The organism is Enterobacter sp. Lyrl_3 (assembly GCF_051948675.1).
GTDB lineage: Bacteria > Pseudomonadota > Gammaproteobacteria > Enterobacterales > Enterobacteriaceae > Enterobacter > Enterobacter cloacae.
The window spans coordinates 1-17,331 of record NZ_JAYJLI010000019.1; the positions used below are offsets into that span (position 1 = coordinate 1).

Below are 17,331 nucleotides of genomic sequence, written 5' to 3' on the forward strand. Positions count from 1 at the left end.
TGGGGGTGAGGGCACCAGCCCGCACAGCATTAGCTATTCAGCGCCGGCCGCTCGCTAATGGCGATACGCTGTGGCGCGATGGCTTCCGGCACGTTACGGACCAGGTCAATATGCAGCAACCCGTTGGTAAAGGTCGCGCCGGAGACTTCCATATGATCTGCCAGGGTAAAGCTCAGGCTAAACGGCTGAGTCACCAGCCCCTGATGCAGCCATTTGGTCTCGGTTTCTTGTTTTTCCGGCGACCCTTTCACGGTCAGACGCGTGCCTTCGAGCTGGATATCCAGATCGTCCTGGCGGAACCCGGCCAGCGCCAGCGTGATGCGATAGTGGTTATCGTCGCTTTTTTCGATGTTGTACGGCGGAAACGTCTGGTGCTCAGTGGTGCTTTGCAGGGCGCTAGCCAGTTTGTCAAAACCAATCCACTGACGCAGCAGGGGGGATAAATCGTAGTTACGCATACTAAATCTCCTTCTGAGAAGCGAGTTCGGCACAGTTTATTTTTGTGCACAGTTGTTCCTGCAAATCCTTGTGGATTCGCATATGCTCCCGGTTCGGCAAGCAATTCTGAGTGGGCCGCTGACGCGACCCGCGGCATTAATTAATTTCGATACGGCGCGGTTTTTTCTCTTCCGGAATCACACGTTCCAGCTCGATAAACAGCAGACCGTTGACCAGGTTCGCGCCTTTAACGTGAATGTTCTCCGCTAACTGGAACTTGCGTTCAAAGTTGCGCTCGGCAATGCCCTGGTAAAGGTAGGTACGTTCTTTCTGCTCGGCCGTATGTGAACCTTTCACCACCAGCAGGTTGTCCTGCGCGGTGATCTCCAGTTCGCTCTCTGCAAAACCGGCGACAGCAATGGCAATGCGGTAGTGGTTTTCATCAACCAGCTCAACATTGTATGGAGGGTAGCCGTTGCTCTGGCTTTGGTTATTTTCTAAATGGTTAAACAGGCGGTCAAAACCAATTGCAGAACGGTATAGCGGGGAAAGATCGAAGTTACGCATAAATAAAAGCTCCTGAAATCAGCGAGAAATTTTAGCCTTCCACCATGGACAGGCCATTGCGCCCCCCGAACACCCATCAGGCGTGTTCGTTATCGGGTTACATTCTTAAAATGGGTCTGGAACCGGTGTTTTCAACCGCGACGTTCGCACTTTTTTTTGCACTTTTGTGCTTCTCGCTTAGACTGGGACAACAGCACAAAGGGTTAAATTGCGATGGCTGCCACAGTGCGGGGTTATTGGGCTATTCATTTTCAACAAGGCTCGCTATAACCCAGAGTTGCAGGTCTATGCAGTGCCATTAACGATGACTGAGTGATGATGAAAAATGTTCTGATTAAGCTGACGATGTTCAGCGGGGTGGTTTTACTTTGCGGGTGTTCGAGCGTGATGTCTCACACCGGCGGTAAAGAAGGAACATATCCGGGGACGCGCGCCAGCGCGGCGATGATCTCCGATGATGACACGAACTGGGGCACCAAATCCCTGGTGATCCTCGATATGCCGTTCACGGCAGTGGCCGATACGCTTTTGCTGCCCTGGGATATGTTCCGCACGGACAGTTCCGTACGCTCGCGCGTTGAGAAAAGCGAGCAGCAAAATCTGGCAACCAACGCCGTTATCCCGCCCGCCGAGATGCCGCGACGCTAATCCTGTACGGTTTCCGTTAGCCACAGCTGGCGGAAACCCTCTTTCTCCTCCATCCATGCAATAGCGCGCCCGTCCGGGGAAAAGACGACCGCATCGGTAGACGGCGGATTGCCGTGATCGGACGTCAAAAACGTGACCTCTCCGGTCTGCGCATCGCAGCAGGCGATACGATTTTCCAGCACAAATCCCAGACTGTCGCCCGAAGGATGCCAGTTGAATGCCGACTGGATACCGCTTTCGGTATGCGTTAACTGACGCGGCTCGCCCCCCTCCGGTGAGATCAGCCACAGCTGGACAATGCCGTTGTCATCACGCATCAGAAAAGCAATCTGCGTACCCTGCGGGTTGCTGCGCACCCAGTGGCGCGGCACGTTCACCAGCCCCGGATACGCCTTTTGATGGGTGAAAGTCAGACGGCGCTGCAGCACGCCAGCAGGCGGTGCTGGCATCGTCTCTGGCGTGCCCTGCAATGGCGCATCGCCTGCCTGTTTCCAGCCCTGCTCGTCTTTGGGCAGATCGACAATAAACAGTTCAGGCACTTTTTCGCCTTTCACAGACAGGGTATCGCCAATAAACGCCAGCCTGCCGTTGCCCACCCAGCCCTCTTCATAGGCGCGGTTGATCTCATCGCTGCCCGGCTGTGGGTTCGGCGTCGTGCGGCTTACCAGCACGCTCCAGAAGGTGCCCGGATATTCATGAGGATGGTTGCCCTGCGGGGTGACCGGGCCAAAGGGTGCGGCGACGCCAACGTTACGTAAATCGAGCTTTGGATCGCGCTCATGCAACACATGGTCGTTATAGGTGAAGCTGACGAACTGCCCGTTCGGGCTAAAGACGTGTACATGGCTGCCGCCACGGAGTGCGCCTGCGGTATAGGGCGCGGTGATATCCATGGCATCGAGGTTGCTCGCCTGGCCGTTATGGACAATCACGCCCTGGCGATGGTGAAAATCGTATTGCCAGTCTGCATCCGGGTTTTTCGGGCCGTGGATAAAGACGTATTTGTCTTGTGCAGGATGAACGGTCACCACCCCGACATGCGCGCCGTGCGTGGCACGATAAATCACCTCAACCTCGCCCGTACTGACGTTTACCCGCTCTATGGTTTCGCCGGTGAACGATGCCCCGGACGGGCGCACATCGTAGACCAGCCACTGGCTGTCCGGTGTCCAGGTATTGATATTGGTGAGCTGGTGGTTGCGGGAAGCAAAGGTGATTTGTTTCATGGGATACCCTGATGCGCAGTTATCGCATCAGGGTAAAACATCCGAAGGGATTAGCCTACTCGTTTCACGTCGCCGACCAGCAGGATGTAGGAGAGCGCGCCAATCAACGCCACGGCGGAGATGTAGACCAGGGCCGGGCCAAAGCCGTAGTCCTGCGCCAGGTAGCCGATGACCAGCGGCACAGTGATCCCGCCGAGTCCACCGACGAAGTTGAACACACCACCGGTCAGGCCAATCAGACGCATCGGCGCCAGAGACGACACCAGCGACCAGGTGATAGAGGCAAAACCGTTGCCGAAGAACGCAAGCGCCATCAGGGTCATAATCCACACCGGATCGTTGGTGTAGTTGGCGCCCATGATGCAGGTTGAGATCAACAGCCCGCAGATAATCGGCGTTTTACGCGCAACACCTAATGAGACGCCTTTTTTGACCAGCTTATCCGCCAGCCAGCCCGAGAGCAGCACGCCAAAGAATGCGGCAAGGAACGGCACGGTGGTCATAAAGCCCGCCTTCAGCGCGGTAATCCCCTTTTCCTGGGTGAGGTAATTTGGGAACCAGGTCAGGAAGAACCACAACGTCGACGTAACAGCAAACTGACCGAGATAAACCCCCACCAGCTTACGATGGAAGACCAGCTTCCAGTCCGCGCGGGTCAGCGGCTGACGCGCCTCTTTTTTCACTGGCGCATCGCCGTCTACCAGGCCGCCACCGTCGCGGATGTAGTCCAGCTCCGCTTTGGTGATATTTTTTGTCAGACGCGGCGGTTGATAGACCTTGAACCAGATCAGGGACCAGATAATGCCGATCCCACCAGTGACGATAAACACCCAGTGCCAGCTTAGCAGCTCCTGGATCCAGATTAACAGCGGGGTCAGGAATGCCAGGCCGACAAACTGCCCGGAGGTGTAAAAGCCCACCGCAGAGGCACGTTCATGCTCCGGGAACCAACTGGTGACCATACGGTTGTTGGTGGGGAACGCGGGTGCCTCGAAAACGCCGGTGATAGCACGCAGGCCAATCAGCGACATCAGCCCGGTCGCGAAGCCCTGGAACAGGGTCGCCACGGACCAGCCTAAAATGGCGATGAAGTAGGTCAGACGCGACCCCACTCGGTCGAGGAACCAGCCGCCGGGGATTTGGCAGAGCGTATAGAGCCAGGCAAACGCCGAGAAGACGTAGCCCATTTCCGCCTTGGTGATCCCAAACTCTTCCTGAATATGGGCCGAGGCCACGGCAAGGTTGGCGCGGTCAACATAGCAAATGACCACGGTAATAAAGATCATGATTAGCGTCAGGTAGCGGCGACGCCCGGTCTTTGTAGCAGTAACTGGAATATCCATCGCAATCTGTCTCCAGATTTTGGGCATAGCGAAGCCGCTCACCATGCCCTGTAATTTACAGAGGGTTATATTTTTGTATGTACGTTTTTATTGCCCGGTGGCGCTTCGCTTACCGGGCCTACGAGAGAGTAGGCCGGATAAGCGTAGCGCCATCCGGCGATTTACCACTCGGCTACGGAGCCATCTTCATGACGCCACAGCGGGTTACGCCAGTCCGGCGCATTTTTACTGAGCTCAATGACTTTGGCTTCGTCAATGTCCACGCCAAGGCCCGGCTTCATTAATGGTTTGAAGAAACCGCCTTCCATGCTGAAGTCTTCTTTGTTTTTCACAAAGTCGAGCAATTCCGCGCCCTTGTTATAGTGAATACCCATGCTCTGTTCCTGGAACACGGCATTGCGGGAGACAAAATCCACGTGCAGGCAGGCCGCCAGCGCAACGGGCCCTAGTGGACAGTGCGGCGCCAGCGCCACATCGTAGGCTTCTGCCATCCCGGCAATTTTGTAGCATTCGGTGATACCGCCCGCATGGGAGAGATCCGGTTGCAGGATCGCAATACCGCCTGCCTCCAGCACGCGTTTGAACTCGAAGCGCGAGAACATACGCTCACCTGCGGCGATAGGAATATGGGTCTGTTCAGCCAGTTTCGGATAGTACTCCGCCTGCTCGGCCAGGACGGGCTCTTCAATAAACAGCGGACGATAGGGCTCCAGCTCTTTAATCAGCACTTTGGCCATTGGCGCACTGACGCGTCCGTGGAAGTCCAGACCAAACTCAATCTCGTTACCGAAAGCTTCACGGATTTGCGCCACGGTATTCACCGCCCGGTCCACCGCGCGCGAGTTGTCAATCACGCCCATCTCTTCACAGCCGTTAAGCTTAAAAGTATCGAAGCCGATATTGCGCAGCTGCGTAATGCCGTCGATCACTTCCGCAGGGCGGTCGCCACCCACCCAGCTGTAGGCTTTGATTTTGTCGCGTACCAGGCCTCCCATCAGCTGCCAGACCGGGGCATTCAGCACTTTGCCTTTGATATCCCACAGCGCCTGGTCAATACCGGCGATGGCGCTCATCAGGATTGGGCCACCGCGATAAAAGCCCGCCCGGTACATCACCTGCCACAGGTCGTTAATGCGTGCCGGATCCTGACCAATCAGGTATTCCCCCAGTTCATGCACCGCGGCCTCCACGGTGCGTGCGCGCCCTTCTATCACCGGTTCACCCCAGCCAACCACGCCTTCATCGGTTTCGATTTTCAGGAACATCCAGCGCGGGGGTAAACGGTACGTGGTGAGTTTGGTTATTTTCATTGCACTGCCTCTCGATACGCTTTCACAAATGCTGCCGCCTGCTGCGCGGTACGCTCAACGGACTGTCCGGCGCGATAGAGATCGCTGCCCAGCCCCGCGCCCACACAACCGGCGTTAATCCACTGCGCCAGGTTTTCTGGCGTCACGCCGCCCACGGCAAAGACCGGCACGCTGGCGGGCAAGACCGCTTTCAGTGCTTTGATATAGTCAGGACCAAAGGCCGAAGAGGGGAAAATTTTGAGCGACTGCGCACCCGCCTCGAGGGCGGTAAAGGCTTCGGTTGCCGTCGCGCATCCTGGACACACGGTCATTCCATGGCTCACCGCGCGGCGGATCACCTCGGGGTTGATGTTGGGGGTGACGATGAGCTTGCAGCCCATCTTTGCCAGCCTCTCCACCTGCTCCGGCTGCAAGACGGTTCCTGCGCCAATCAGCGCTTTATCACCAAAGGCCTCTACCACTGTCGGAATACTTTTTTCCCATTCGGGGGAGTTGAGCGGGATTTCCACCGCGTCGAATCCGGCGTCGATCACGGCACCGACGTGCGCCAGCGCCTCGTCGGGGGTAATGCCGCGCAAGATTGCGATAAGGGGAAGACTAGTTTGCCACTGCATGAGCGATGCTCCTTATTCCTGCCTGAAATGCCGTGTCGCCGGATACCGTTGATACTTCACGGCCAATCGCGCGAAACGCCTGCTCGTAGCGCGACGTCAGCGCTGCACCAGCGACAATCGTGACAGCCTGCTCGCACCCGACGAACTCACGCATGCTGGCGACTTCTGCGCCAATCAGCAGGCCAGAAAGAAACTCGCTGACCTGCTCGCGCGGGAGATTTCCCAGCACGTGCGAGGCGCGAACCTCAAAAAGTTGCGGCAAAACATCAGGAAAAGCGATCCCACGAGCAAGGCCAGCAGCAAACGCCTCCGGCGACGGAACCTGCTCCGGTAAACCGGCCCCCAACAGCGAATGATTAAGCAGCAAATGGTGCAATTCGCCGGTCATTACGGTGCGAAAATCGTGGATATGCTCTGCATCTGCCTGGACCCACTTGCAGTGCGTGCCGGGCATGACGTAGACAGAAGAAGGAGAAAGCGTGCGCGCACCGAGCAGCTGTGTCTCTTCACCGCGCATCACGTTATGGTTATCGTCGCGCGAGACGCACAAACCGGGAACAATCAAGATATTGTCGCCAACGGACGTTAACTGCTTGCCAATGGCGGAGAAAGAGACAGGAACAGGCAGATAAGGCGCGATTTTCCAGCCCACGTTGCTGCCCACCATCCCCGCCATCACCACGGGCGTGGCGCTGTCGCGCCAGTTTTGTGTGACCTCTGCTAACACCGCCTCGGGGGATTTTCCGTTCAGACGCGTCACGCCTGCTTCTGATTGCCTGCTCTCCAGGCACTGCTCGCCCTGGTACAGCCAGGCGCGCAGATTGGTCGATCCCCAGTCAATTGCGATGTAGCGTGATGTCATGTGATTTCCTTCAGCCTTCGTGTTGAGCTGGCAATCATGGTGAGCGCCGCCTGCTCTGCCGCATCGCCGTCCTGATGCCGTATCGCATCGAACAGCGCTTTATGTTCCTGGAGCGTTTTTGGCATATTGGCCTCATCACCCATCCAGGTACGTTCAAATACTGCTCGCTGTAGCGAGCTGATCGCCACGCTAAGCTGCTGTAAGACCGGGTTATGCACCGACTGCAGTACCGCCTCGTGGTAGCGAATATCCGCCTCGTTAAATGCCTCACGGTTCTGGTTATTGGCGATCATGTCGTTCAGCGCCGACTCAATCTGCGCCAGGTCACCTGAGGTGGCGCGCTCTGCCGCCCAGCGGGCGATAGCCGGTTCTACCAGGTTTCGTACCTCGCTCATGGCGCCAATCAGCCGCGGGTCGTAATCGTTTTCCAGTACCCACTGCAGAACATCAGTATCGAGGTAGTTCCACTGGTTGCGCGGGGCAACAAACGCGCCGCGATAGCGTTTCATTTCAATCAGCCGCTTCGCCATCAGCGAACGGAACACTTCCCGGATGATGTTGCGGGAGGTTTCAAACTCCTCACACAGTTCTGCCTCTGCCGGCAGCGGCGAGCCGGGAACATATTTGCCACCCACAATCTGTGTACCCAGCGTGATGACAATGCGATCGGTTTTATTGAGAGTCATGGAGAGTCCTTGTGCTCTGTAAGTCCATCACTACTTTACCGCGACCGCTGAATTTCGCCTCACTTTTGCAGTACAAACGTGAGGCCTTTCGCCTTTGCTGTGGTGACAATGTAGTACAATCAATTAATGTTGTACTACAATCCAGATCACAAAAAGAACAATCCAATAAACTCAGGGCCAAAAAAAGCCCCGGTTGATAACCGAGGCTGATGATTAAGGGCGACTGTTAGGAGAGGACAAATTTCTCAATCGCGTAAGCCACGCCGTCTTCCAGGTTAGATTTGGTGACGAAGTTCGCCACTTCTTTCACTGACGGGATGGCGTTTTCCATCGCCACGCCCATACCCGCGTATTCAATCATTGCGATGTCGTTTTCCTGATCGCCCAGGGCCATGATCTCTTCAGGCTTAATGCCCAGCGCGTCGGCAAGCGACTTCACGCCGGTGCCCTTATTGACGCGTTTATCGAGGATTTCGAGGAAGTACGGCGCGCTTTTCAGCACGGTGTATTTCTCTTTGACCTCCGCCGGGATGCGCGCAATGGCTTTATCGAGGACCTCAGGCTCATCGATCATCATCACTTTCAGGAACTGAGTGTTCGGATCCATTTTTTCTGCTTCACAGAACACCAGCGGAATGGTGGCGACATATGATTCGTGCACGGTGTAATAGCTGATGTCGCGGTTAGCGGTGTAGAGCGTTGTACGATCGAGCGCGTGGAAGTGAGACCCGACTTCACGGGACAGTTTTTCCAGGAACAGATAGTCATCGTAATTCAGCGCGGTTTGCGCAACCGTGCTGCCGTCCGCCGCTTTCTGCACCAGCGCGCCGTTATAGGTGATGCAGTAATCGCCCGGCTGATTCATGTGTAGCTCTTTGAGGTAGCTGTGCACGCCCGCATACGGACGCCCGGTGGTCAGTACCACATTCACGCCCTTTGCGCGCGCCGCGGCGATTGCGTTTTTAACGGCTGGAGAGATAGTGTGGTCTGGCAGCAGCAACGTGCCGTCCATATCGATTGCAATGAGTTTGATAGCCATGAGGTCCCCGGGATAAATGAGTGCTACCTCATGCTAACGCGATTAAGCACACAAAAATAGAGCTACATTGCGCAACAGAAAACCCCTTTTTCCGCAATCCCGGGGAACGTTGACTCACTCGCGGGTGAGGACGATTTTACCAAACGCGCCGCGATCGAGGTGTTCCAGCGCCTGCTCCAGCTGGTCAAAACGGTAGCGCTGCTCAATGACCGGTTTCAGCCCTGTCACCTCCACGGCGCGGACAAACTCTTCCAGCGCACGGCGATGCCCGACACCAATCCCCTGAATAACCGGGGATTTCAGCAACAACTCACCCGCTGATAGCGTAATCTCGCTCCCGGCCAGCACGCCAATCACCGAGATGCGTCCATGAACGGCAACGGCACGCAGGGAGTGCTGCAAGTTTTCTCCCCCCACGGTTTCAATAATGTGGTCAATGCCGCGATCCTGAGTCAGCGTTAAAAGCGCTTCAGCCCAGTCGCCTTTCAGCCGGTTGATACCCCGATCGGCTCCCAGTTTTTTGGCCCGCGCCAGCTTTTCATCACTCCCCGAGGTCACGTAAACCTCTGCACCGAGTGCTTTTGCAATTTGCAGTGCGAAAATCGCCACCCCGCCGGTGCCTTGTACCAGCACCGATTGTCCGGCTCGCAAGTTCCCGCGCTCCACCAGCGCAAACCAGGCGGTTAGCCCTGCACAAGGTAATGTGCTGGCCTCAACGTCATCCAGGGTTTCCGGAGCGGCCACCAGCCCGTTTTCATTCACGATCACGTACTCAGCCAGCATCCCCGGGAAGTACCCTCCGCTCGTTTTATAGGGCAAATGACGGGCATCCGCCTGCGGCCTGCCGTCGATCCACTCCGGGAAGAACGTCGAGATGACGCGAGCGCCGGGTTGAAAACGCGTCACGCCTTCACCGATGCTGTCCACCACGCCGGCCATGTCAGACGCCGGTGTGAACGGGAAGGAAAGCGGGATCGGCATCATGCCTTCAATAACCATTTTATCGCGATAGTTGAGCGCAACGGCATTCACCCGCACGCGCACTTCGCCTGGACCTGGCTTCGGAACAGGTTCCTGGGTGAGTTTAAGATTCTCCCGTCCGAGAGCGTTCATTGACCAGCGTTGCATTGTCTCTGCCATCGTTTTTCTCCTGCCGTTAAATAAGCTTCAGTATCGACAGTCTACCGTTGACTCTTTGTTGCCAGTGGCGATAACTTTTCCCACTATTGACGCCATAATGTAAACAATCCATGACCAGTACGCTGAAGGATATTCCCGTTTTCGTGGCCGCCGTGGAGGCGGGCAGTTTTGCGCAGGTCGCGATCCGCCTGCATTTGTCGCGCTCCGCGGTGGGGAAAAGCATCGCTCGCCTGGAAGAGCGGCTGGGGGTCCGACTGTTTCACCGCACCACCCGCAGCCAAAGCCTGACCGATAACGGGGCGCTTTTTTACGAGCGCTGCCTGCGCGCGCTGGATGAGATTAGGGGCGCGGAATCGCTGCTGGAAACGGGGAAGCAGCAGATCAGCGGCCGCCTGCGTGTGGCCATGCCGGTGCTGTTTGGTCGCCAGTGCGTCGCGCCACTGCTGATAGAACTGGCGCAGGAACATCCCGGTCTTGAACTGGAAATGTCATTCAGCGACCGCGTGGTGGATCTCGTAGAGGAAGGGTTTGATATGGCGGTGCGCAACGGCACGCTGCAGGACAGTAGCGTTCTGGTCGCCAGAAGGCTGGGAGAACACCGCATGGTGCTCTGTGCTGCGCCAGAATATCTGCAAAAAAGCGGTCAGCCAGACACCGTTGCTGATTTACCCCACCATACTGCCATTAACTATCTGCGGGCAGGCAGAGTGTTACCCTGGCAGCTGATGGATAACGAAGGGAGATCGCACACCTTTACTCCCCGCTCATCCCTCAATATGGATGATTTACAGGCGATTTGCGACGCAGCGCTGGCAGGATACGGCATTGCATGGTTGCCCTGCTGGATGGCCCGCAGAGAAATACAGCAGGGGAAACTCATCCCGCTTTTAAAGCAGGCGCCGGACGTACGCTTCGACGTTCATGCAGTCTGGCAACAGACGCCGCATCTGCCACTCAGAGTCAGAATTGCCATCGATACGCTTGCCAGCCGTTTACCGTCAGTGCTGTCGCTGGATATGCCTGAGCCAAAAAAAAAGCCGCGCTAAATGCGCGGCCTGAGTCGTGCTGTATAACAACGATTAAATATCGATATTCGCCGCTTTCAGCGCATTCTCTTCGATGAAGGCACGACGAGGTTCAACCGCATCGCCCATCAGGGTCGTGAACAACTGGTCGGCAGCAATCGCGTCTTTAACGGTAACGCGCAGCATGCGACGGCTTTCCGGATCCATGGTGGTTTCCCACAGCTGATCCGGGTTCATTTCGCCCAGACCTTTATAACGCTGGATTGAGAGGCCGCGACGGGACTCTTTCACCAGCCATTCCAGCGCCTGTTCGAAGCTGGCCACCGGCTGGCGACGTTCGCCACGTTCGATGAACGCATCGTCTTCAATCAGACCACGCAGCTTCTCGCCAAGAGTGCAGATACGACGGTATTCCGGGCCGGTCACAAACTCGTGCTCCAGCGGGTAATCGGTATCGACGCCGTGGGTACGCACGCGAATAATCGGCTCAAACTGCTGCGCCGCGTTCTGCTGAACGTCGAACTTCCACTGGCTACCGTGCTGCTCTTTCTCGTTCAGCTCGCTCACCAGCGCGTTCACCCAGCGGGTCACCGCCTGCTCGTTGCTCAGATCGGCTTCAGTCAGGGTTGGCTGATAGATCAGCTCCTTCAGCAGCGCTTTTGGATAGCGACGCTCCATACGACCAATCATTTTCTGCGTGGCGTTGAACTCAGACACCAGACGCTCCAGCGGCTCACCTGCCAGTGCCGGAGCGCTGGAGTTCGCATGCAGGGTCGCACCATCAAGTGCGATCGCGATTTGGTACTGATCCATCGCGTCGTCATCTTTGATGTACTGTTCCTGTTTGCCTTTCTTCACTTTGTACAGCGGCGGCTGTGCAATGTAGACGTGGCCGCGTTCAACGATTTCCGGCATCTGACGGTAGAAGAAGGTCAACAGCAGCGTACGGATGTGCGAGCCGTCGACGTCCGCATCGGTCATGATGATGATGCTGTGATAGCGCAGCTTGTCCGGGTTGTATTCGTCACGACCAATGCCGCAGCCCAGCGCGGTGATCAGCGTCGCCACTTCCTGAGAAGAGAGCATTTTGTCGAAACGCGCTTTCTCAACGTTGAGGATTTTACCTTTCAACGGCAGGATGGCCTGGTTCTTACGGTTACGGCCCTGCTTCGCAGAACCGCCCGCGGAGTCCCCTTCCACAAGGTACAGTTCGGACAGCGCCGGGTCGCGTTCCTGGCAGTCAGCCAGTTTGCCCGGCAGACCCGCTAAGTCCAGCGCGCCTTTACGGCGGGTCATTTCACGGGCTTTACGCGCCGCTTCACGGGCACGCGCTGCATCGATAATTTTACCGACAACAATTTTCGCGTCGTTCGGGTTTTCCTGCAGGTAGTCGCTCAGCAGTTCGTTCATCTGCTGTTCAACCGCCGATTTCACCTCAGAGGAGACCAGCTTGTCTTTGGTCTGTGAGGAGAACTTCGGATCCGGCACTTTCACGGAGACAACAGCAATCAGGCCTTCACGGGCGTCATCACCGGTGGCGCTGACTTTCGCTTTTTTGCTGTAGCCTTCTTTGTCCATGTAGGCGTTCAGGGTACGGGTCATCGCCGCACGGAAGCCCGCAAGGTGCGTACCACCGTCACGCTGTGGAATGTTGTTGGTGAAGCAGTAGATGTTTTCCTGGAAACCGTCGTTCCACTGCAGAGCCACTTCCACGCCGATACCGTCCTTTTCAGTAGAGAAATAGAAGATATTTGGGTGAATTGGCGTTTTGTTCTTGTTCAGGTATTCAACGAACGCTTTGATACCACCTTCATAGTGGAAGTGGTCTTCTTTGTTGTCGCGTTTGTCACGCAGACGAATTGAGACGCCGGAGTTCAGGAACGACAGTTCACGCAGGCGTTTTGCCAGGATGTCGTACTCGAATTCGGTGACGTTGGTGAAGGTTTCGAGGCTCGGCCAGAAACGCACCATGGTACCGGTTTTTTCGGTATCGCCGGTCACGGCCAGCGGCGCTTCAGGCACGCCGTGCTGATAGATCTGGCGGTGAATTTTGCCTTCGCGCTGGATAACCAGTTCCAGTTTCTGCGACAGGGCGTTTACCACGGAAACACCTACGCCGTGCAGGCCGCCGGAGACTTTATAGGAGTTATCGTCAAATTTACCGCCTGCGTGCAGAACGGTCATGATCACTTCTGCAGCAGACACGCCCTCTTCCGGATGGATACCGGTCGGGATACCACGGCCGTCATCCTGTACGGAAACAGAGTTATCGGCGTGGATGGTGACGATAATGTCTTTACAGTGACCCGCGAGCGCTTCGTCGATAGCGTTATCTACCACCTCGAATACCATGTGGTGCAGACCGGTGCCGTCATCCGTATCGCCGATATACATACCCGGGCGCTTACGCACCGCATCCAGCCCTTTCAGGACTTTGATACTGGAGGAGTCATAAGAATTCGACATCAACGTTTCTCGCTCATTTCAACTTGGGTTAATCCGTTATTTTACCCTTTTCCACGGTAAACATCTTCGAATTTTCGTCCGACATGTCCATAACGTGTTCAGCGCTAATGGCGCTGACGAAAACCTGCGACTGCGTGGCTTTCAGGCGGCTGGCAAGCAGCCCGCGCCGCGCGTCGTCAAGTTCCGAGGCAAAATCATCTATCAGGTACAGGCAGCGTCGCCCGCTTTCGCGGGTGAGGAACTCCCCCTGCGCCAGGCGCAGCGCGCACATCAGGAGCTTGAGCTGCCCGCGCGACAGGGTGTCTTCTACCGGCGCACCGTCAGCACGAATGCGGAAATCCGCCTTGTGCGGGCCGTGCGCGGTGTAGGTCAACATACGGTCGCGCTCGAAGTTTCTCTCCAGCACCTCGGCATAATCCGTCTCTTTTTCCCAGCCACGCTGGAAGGAGAAGGTGAGAGAAAATTCAGGTAAAAACTGTTTGCAGGTGTCGGCCATATCTTCGGCGATGCCTGCGCTGTATTCGGCACGCCAGCGGCTGATTTGTTCCGCAAGAGGAATTAATTCCATGTCCCACGGGCGCAGCTGGGCGTAGCGCGTGACCTGGCGCAATGCGGCGTTACGCTGCTTAAGCAGACGCTTCAGGTTGCTCCAGGCGTTAAAGAAACCGGCTTCGTTGTGAAAGCATCCCCAGTCGAGGAACGCTCTTCTGTATTTGGGGCCGCCGTTGAGTAAAGTAAACCCCTCCGGCGTGATCAGCTGCATCGGCATCAGCAGCGCCAGCTCCGCCACTTTGTGGCCGTCGGTACCGTCGATGCGCACCTTGCTGTCGCCCTGCTTGTCTTTGGTCAGGCCAATGGCGGTTTCCCGCTCCTCACCCTGCAAACGCCCGTGCAGGACAAAGGATTCCTGTTCGTGGCGAATCACGCGACCAATCTGCAAACTGCGAAACGCCCGGCCATGGCCGAGCGTATAGATGGCTTCAAGCACGCTGGTTTTGCCGCTGCCGTTTGCGCCAACCAGGAAGTTAAAGCCAGGGGATAAAGCGAGATCCGCGCTTTCGATATTGCGAAAGTCGCGGATCAACAGACGGGTGAGCGACATTACAGTCTCATTGGCATAACAACATACGCAGCCGACTGTGATGCGGCATCTTCAATCTGTACGCTCGAAACGGAGTCAGTCAGCAGAATGCGAACGTTCTCGCATTTCAGTGCATTCAGCACGTCCAGCACGTAGCTGACGTTAAACCCGATTTCCATCTCAGCCCCGGCGTAGGTGACGTCCAGAATCTCTTCTGCCTCTTCCTGCTCCGGGTTATTGGCGGTGATTTTGATCTGGTTTTCACTTACGTACAGGCGCACACCGCGGAATTTCTCGTTCGAGAGAATGGCCGCGCGGGCAAACGCCTGCTTGAGGCTATCGCAACCCGCTTCCAGCGTTTTGTCCGGGTTCTTCGGCAATACGCGGCGATAATCCGGGAAACGACCGTCAACCAGCTTGGATGTGAAGACGAAATCGCCCACGTGAGCGCGGATGTTGTTGCTGCCGATCTGCACGCGCAACGGCGTGTCGCCACCGTCGAGCATACGCATCAGCTCAATTACGCCTTTACGCGGCACGATCACCGAATGGTTAGGTAGTGAGTCGCCAATTGGCATGGAACAGACCGCCAGACGGTGGCCGTCGGTGGCCACGGTACGCAGCTCTTCCCCTTCGGTTTCGAACAGCATGCCGTTTAAATAGTAACGAACGTCCTGGTGCGCCATAGAGAACTGCGTGGCTTCAATCAGACGCTTCATCGTCGCCTGCGGCAGGGTGAATTCGACTTCACTTTGCCAGTCGTCCAGGTTCGGGAAGTCCGCAGCAGGCAGCGTGGAGAGGGAGAAACGGCTGCGGCCAGAGCGCACCAGCATGCGGTCGCCTTCCAGCTGCACCGCGATCTCTGCGCCTTCCGGCAGTCCGCGGCAGATATCAAAGAATTTACGTGCCGGAACCGTGGTCGCGCCTGCGTCATGCGGCTGAGTCAGCGTAACGCGCGCGATCATTTCCATTTCCAGGTCTGTGCCGGTCAGCGACAGCGTACCGTCCGCGACCTGAAGCAGCAGGTTTCCGAGAATAGGCAGCGTTGGGCGGCCACCTAATGGGCCACTCACCTGTTGCAGCGGTTTTAATAAATGTTCACGTTCAACGGTAAATTTCATAGCGTCACGATGATAATGTTCTGATTAAATTGGAAAAATCTTCTTTTATGTCGTGGCTTTCTTCGCGTAACTGCTCAATCTTGCGACAAGCGTGCAGCACGGTCGTATGGTCACGGCCACCAAACGCATCGCCGATCTCCGGCAGACTGTGGTTGGTTAACTCCTTTGCCAGCGCCATCGCCATCTGACGCGGGCGCGCCACCGAGCGGGAACGACGTTTAGACAGTAAATCTGCCACTTTGATTTTGTAGTACTCGGCCACCGTCTTCTGAATGTTGTCGATAGTGACCAGTTTTTCCTGCAGTGCCAGCAGATCGCGCAGCGCTTCACGCACAAAATCGATGGTGATCGCGCGGCCGGTAAAGTTGGCATTGGCGATGACGCGGTTCAGCGCCCCTTCCAGCTCACGAACGTTGGAACGCAGACGCTTGGCAATAAAGAACGCCACTTCACCCGGCAGGCGAATGTCGTTCTCATCGGCTTTTTTCATCAGGATCGCGACGCGGGTTTCCAGTTCCGGCGGCTCGATCGCCACGGTCAGGCCCCAGCCGAAGCGGGATTTCAGACGATCTTCCACACCGTTGATCTCTTTTGGATAACGATCCGAGGTCAAAATGATCTGCTGGTTACCTTCCAGCAGCGCATTGAAGGTGTGGAAAAACTCCTCCTGCGATCGTTCTTTATTCGCAAAGAACTGAATGTCATCGATCAGCAGCGCATCAACAGAACGATAATAGCGTTTAAACTCTTCGATCGCATTGTTTTGCAGGGCCTTTACCATGTCCTGAACGAAGCGCTCGGAGTGCATATACACCACTTTCGCATTTGGCTTGCGCGCCATAATGCCGTTACCCACCGCGTGCAGAAGGTGCGTTTTACCCAGACCCGTGCCGCCATAGAGGAACAGCGGGTTATAGGCTCCACCGGGGTTGTCTGCCACCTGGCGAGCCGCCGCGCGTGCCAGCTGGTTCGATTTACCTTCCACGAAGTTATCGAAGGTGTGTTTGACGTTAACGTTAGAGCGGTAGGTCGGTTCTGCCGGGGCAGGCACATTATCCCAACCCGGACGTGCAGCAGGAGCAACGCGAGGAGCCGGAGCGGGTGCCGCCTGAGCAGGCGCTGCCACGTTTACGGTTTCGCGCACCGTCTGGGTGACCGGCTTTGTGCCCACTTCAAAGCGCAGCTGCGGGGCATCTGACCCGCAGAAATCATTCAGCAGTCCGTTGATGTTATTAAGGTACTTGTCCCTTACCCAATCGAGCACAAAACGGTTTGGCGCATACAAAGCCAGCGTGTTATCGCTCAGTTCCGCCTGCAACGGGCGGATCCACATACTGAATTCTGTGGCTGGTAACTCATCCTGCAATCGGGCAAGACACTGCTGCCAAAGCGAAAGTGACACGGCGGACTCCACTCGAACAATAAAAGAAAACTATTGAATATTCATGATTGTTGGCGCACATCGACATGACCCAATGAGGGGGATGTGCGAACCGCTATCTGCGGTTATACACGCCATCGTTGAAACAACCTGAACGATATTGTGTTTATGCCCGGCCAGGATCGCTGGATCCCGATCGGGACCGCGGATCATAGCCTAAACTGAGCCAGAGATCTTCTGTTTCTCACAGATTCTTACCGATTTATCCACAGGAAGATCCGAAACCGGGTAAGTGTAAACGATCCTGGCGGGAGTGCCCCACGATTTAGCCCGCATATTGGAAAATTTAATGAGAACAGACAATTTTTTGCTTAAATGATCTAA

At 56.1% G+C, this 17,331-nt stretch carries 16 protein-coding genes and 1 other annotated feature; of the genes, 2 read left to right on the top strand and 14 right to left on the bottom strand.

Features of this window, described 5'->3' with window-relative positions:
* Positions 1 to 29: 29 nt before the first annotated feature.
* Positions 30 to 458, bottom strand: a complete 429-nt coding sequence (gene ibpB / locus VF709_RS21765) for a small heat shock chaperone IbpB (protein WP_020685434.1) — start codon at positions 456 to 458, stop codon at positions 30 to 32.
* A 136-nt stretch (positions 459 to 594) separates the two neighbouring features.
* Positions 595 to 1,005 (bottom strand): small heat shock chaperone IbpA, encoded by a 411-nt coding sequence (gene ibpA, locus VF709_RS21770; protein ID WP_006177605.1) that lies wholly within the window; start codon positions 1,003 to 1,005, stop codon positions 595 to 597.
* Positions 999 to 1,071, bottom strand: a sequence feature (ROSE (Repression Of Heat Shock gene Expression) occurs in the 5'-region of heat shock genes and acts as an RNA thermometer to modulate expression.). Its footprint overlaps the gene before it by 7 nt.
* Positions 1,072 to 1,320: 249 nt before the next feature.
* Between ibpA and VF709_RS21775 the strand changes: the two genes are divergently transcribed.
* Positions 1,321 to 1,653 carry a YceK/YidQ family lipoprotein gene (locus VF709_RS21775; RefSeq protein ID WP_020685435.1) on the top strand — a complete coding sequence of 111 codons (333 nt, stop codon included), beginning with the start codon at positions 1,321 to 1,323 and terminating at the stop codon, positions 1,651 to 1,653.
* Here VF709_RS21775 and VF709_RS21780 read toward each other — a convergent pair.
* From VF709_RS21780 to VF709_RS21815, 8 genes are all read right to left on the bottom strand, one after another.
* On the bottom strand, positions 1,650 to 2,879 hold the full coding sequence (locus VF709_RS21780) for a DUF3748 domain-containing protein (protein WP_149896774.1): 1,230 nt from the start codon (positions 2,877 to 2,879) through the stop codon (positions 1,650 to 1,652). The genes VF709_RS21775 and VF709_RS21780 overlap by 4 nt on opposite strands.
* 50 nt (positions 2,880 to 2,929) lie before the next feature.
* Positions 2,930 to 4,267, bottom strand: a complete 1,338-nt coding sequence (locus VF709_RS21785) for an MFS transporter (RefSeq protein WP_161496901.1) — start codon at positions 4,265 to 4,267, stop codon at positions 2,930 to 2,932.
* A 116-nt stretch (positions 4,268 to 4,383) separates the two neighbouring features.
* The gene (dgoD, locus tag VF709_RS21790; protein ID WP_013094786.1) at positions 4,384 to 5,532 is read right to left on the bottom strand and encodes a galactonate dehydratase; all 1,149 of its coding nucleotides are present in this window, start codon (positions 5,530 to 5,532) and stop codon (positions 4,384 to 4,386) included.
* Positions 5,529 to 6,146 (bottom strand): 2-dehydro-3-deoxy-6-phosphogalactonate aldolase, encoded by a 618-nt coding sequence (locus tag VF709_RS21795; protein ID WP_013094785.1) that lies wholly within the window; start codon positions 6,144 to 6,146, stop codon positions 5,529 to 5,531. Before VF709_RS21795 ends, dgoD begins: the two co-directional genes overlap by 4 nt.
* Complete coding sequence (locus VF709_RS21800) at positions 6,130 to 7,008, bottom strand: 2-dehydro-3-deoxygalactonokinase (RefSeq protein ID WP_013094784.1); 879 nt, start codon at positions 7,006 to 7,008, stop codon at positions 6,130 to 6,132. Before VF709_RS21800 ends, VF709_RS21795 begins: the two co-directional genes overlap by 17 nt.
* The gene (dgoR, locus tag VF709_RS21805; RefSeq protein ID WP_003861109.1) at positions 7,005 to 7,694 is read right to left on the bottom strand and encodes a D-galactonate utilization transcriptional regulator DgoR; all 690 of its coding nucleotides are present in this window, start codon (positions 7,692 to 7,694) and stop codon (positions 7,005 to 7,007) included. Before dgoR ends, VF709_RS21800 begins: the two co-directional genes overlap by 4 nt.
* A 226-nt stretch (positions 7,695 to 7,920) precedes the next feature.
* A complete protein-coding gene (gene yidA, locus VF709_RS21810) occupies positions 7,921 to 8,733 on the bottom strand; it encodes a sugar-phosphatase (RefSeq protein WP_013094783.1) in 813 nt (270 codons plus the stop codon).
* A gap of 114 nt (positions 8,734 to 8,847) precedes the next feature.
* Positions 8,848 to 9,873 carry a zinc-dependent alcohol dehydrogenase family protein gene (locus tag VF709_RS21815; RefSeq protein ID WP_013094782.1) on the bottom strand — a complete coding sequence of 342 codons (1,026 nt, stop codon included), beginning with the start codon at positions 9,871 to 9,873 and terminating at the stop codon, positions 8,848 to 8,850.
* Between the two features lie 110 nt (positions 9,874 to 9,983).
* Between VF709_RS21815 and VF709_RS21820 the strand changes: the two genes are divergently transcribed.
* Positions 9,984 to 10,919: a LysR substrate-binding domain-containing protein gene (locus VF709_RS21820; protein ID WP_440232298.1), complete on the top strand. Its 936-nt coding sequence runs from the start codon at positions 9,984 to 9,986 to the stop codon at positions 10,917 to 10,919.
* A 33-nt stretch (positions 10,920 to 10,952) separates the two neighbouring features.
* Here the strand turns inward: VF709_RS21820 and gyrB are convergent, their stop codons facing one another.
* The 4 genes from gyrB to dnaA are packed head-to-tail and all read right to left on the bottom strand — an operon-like array spanning position 10,953 to position 16,968.
* Positions 10,953 to 13,364 (bottom strand): DNA topoisomerase (ATP-hydrolyzing) subunit B, encoded by a 2,412-nt coding sequence (gene gyrB, locus VF709_RS21825; protein WP_013094780.1) that lies wholly within the window; start codon positions 13,362 to 13,364, stop codon positions 10,953 to 10,955.
* A gap of 28 nt (positions 13,365 to 13,392) precedes the next feature.
* Positions 13,393 to 14,466, bottom strand: coding sequence for a DNA replication/repair protein RecF (recF, locus tag VF709_RS21830; protein ID WP_013094779.1), 1,074 nt, complete (start codon positions 14,464 to 14,466; stop codon positions 13,393 to 13,395).
* A complete protein-coding gene (gene dnaN / locus VF709_RS21835) occupies positions 14,466 to 15,566 on the bottom strand; it encodes a DNA polymerase III subunit beta (protein WP_008500170.1) in 1,101 nt (366 codons plus the stop codon). The genes recF and dnaN overlap by 1 nt, the downstream gene beginning before the upstream one ends.
* Positions 15,567 to 15,570: 4 nt before the next feature.
* The gene (gene dnaA, locus VF709_RS21840; RefSeq protein WP_014830027.1) at positions 15,571 to 16,968 is read right to left on the bottom strand and encodes a chromosomal replication initiator protein DnaA; all 1,398 of its coding nucleotides are present in this window, start codon (positions 16,966 to 16,968) and stop codon (positions 15,571 to 15,573) included.
* Positions 16,969 to 17,331: the final 363 nt, after the last annotated feature.

Bases quoted from the DNA above. Each gene is read 5' to 3' on its own strand.
- ibpB (WP_020685434.1), bottom strand. From the start codon at position 458: ATGCGTAACTACGATTTATCCCCCCTGCTGCGTCAGTGGATTGGTTTT.
- ibpA (WP_006177605.1), bottom strand. From the start codon at position 1,005: ATGCGTAACTTCGATCTTTCCCCGCTATACCGTTCTGCAATTGGTTTT.
- VF709_RS21775 (WP_020685435.1), top strand. From the start codon at position 1,321: ATGATGAAAAATGTTCTGATTAAGCTGACGATGTTCAGCGGGGTGGTT.
- VF709_RS21780 (WP_149896774.1), bottom strand. From the start codon at position 2,879: ATGAAACAAATCACCTTTGCTTCCCGCAACCACCAGCTCACCAATATC.
- VF709_RS21785 (WP_161496901.1), bottom strand. From the start codon at position 4,267: ATGGTGAGCGGCTTCGCTATGCCCAAAATCTGGAGACAGATTGCGATG.
- dgoD (WP_013094786.1), bottom strand. From the start codon at position 5,532: ATGAAAATAACCAAACTCACCACGTACCGTTTACCCCCGCGCTGGATG.
- VF709_RS21795 (WP_013094785.1), bottom strand. From the start codon at position 6,146: ATGCAGTGGCAAACTAGTCTTCCCCTTATCGCAATCTTGCGCGGCATT.
- VF709_RS21800 (WP_013094784.1), bottom strand. From the start codon at position 7,008: ATGACATCACGCTACATCGCAATTGACTGGGGATCGACCAATCTGCGC.
- dgoR (WP_003861109.1), bottom strand. From the start codon at position 7,694: ATGACTCTCAATAAAACCGATCGCATTGTCATCACGCTGGGTACACAG.
- yidA (WP_013094783.1), bottom strand. From the start codon at position 8,733: ATGGCTATCAAACTCATTGCAATCGATATGGACGGCACGTTGCTGCTG.
- VF709_RS21815 (WP_013094782.1), bottom strand. From the start codon at position 9,873: ATGGCAGAGACAATGCAACGCTGGTCAATGAACGCTCTCGGACGGGAG.
- VF709_RS21820 (WP_440232298.1), top strand. From the start codon at position 9,984: ATGACCAGTACGCTGAAGGATATTCCCGTTTTCGTGGCCGCCGTGGAG.
- gyrB (WP_013094780.1), bottom strand. From the start codon at position 13,364: ATGTCGAATTCTTATGACTCCTCCAGTATCAAAGTCCTGAAAGGGCTG.
- recF (WP_013094779.1), bottom strand. From the start codon at position 14,466: ATGTCGCTCACCCGTCTGTTGATCCGCGACTTTCGCAATATCGAAAGC.
- dnaN (WP_008500170.1), bottom strand. From the start codon at position 15,566: ATGAAATTTACCGTTGAACGTGAACATTTATTAAAACCGCTGCAACAG.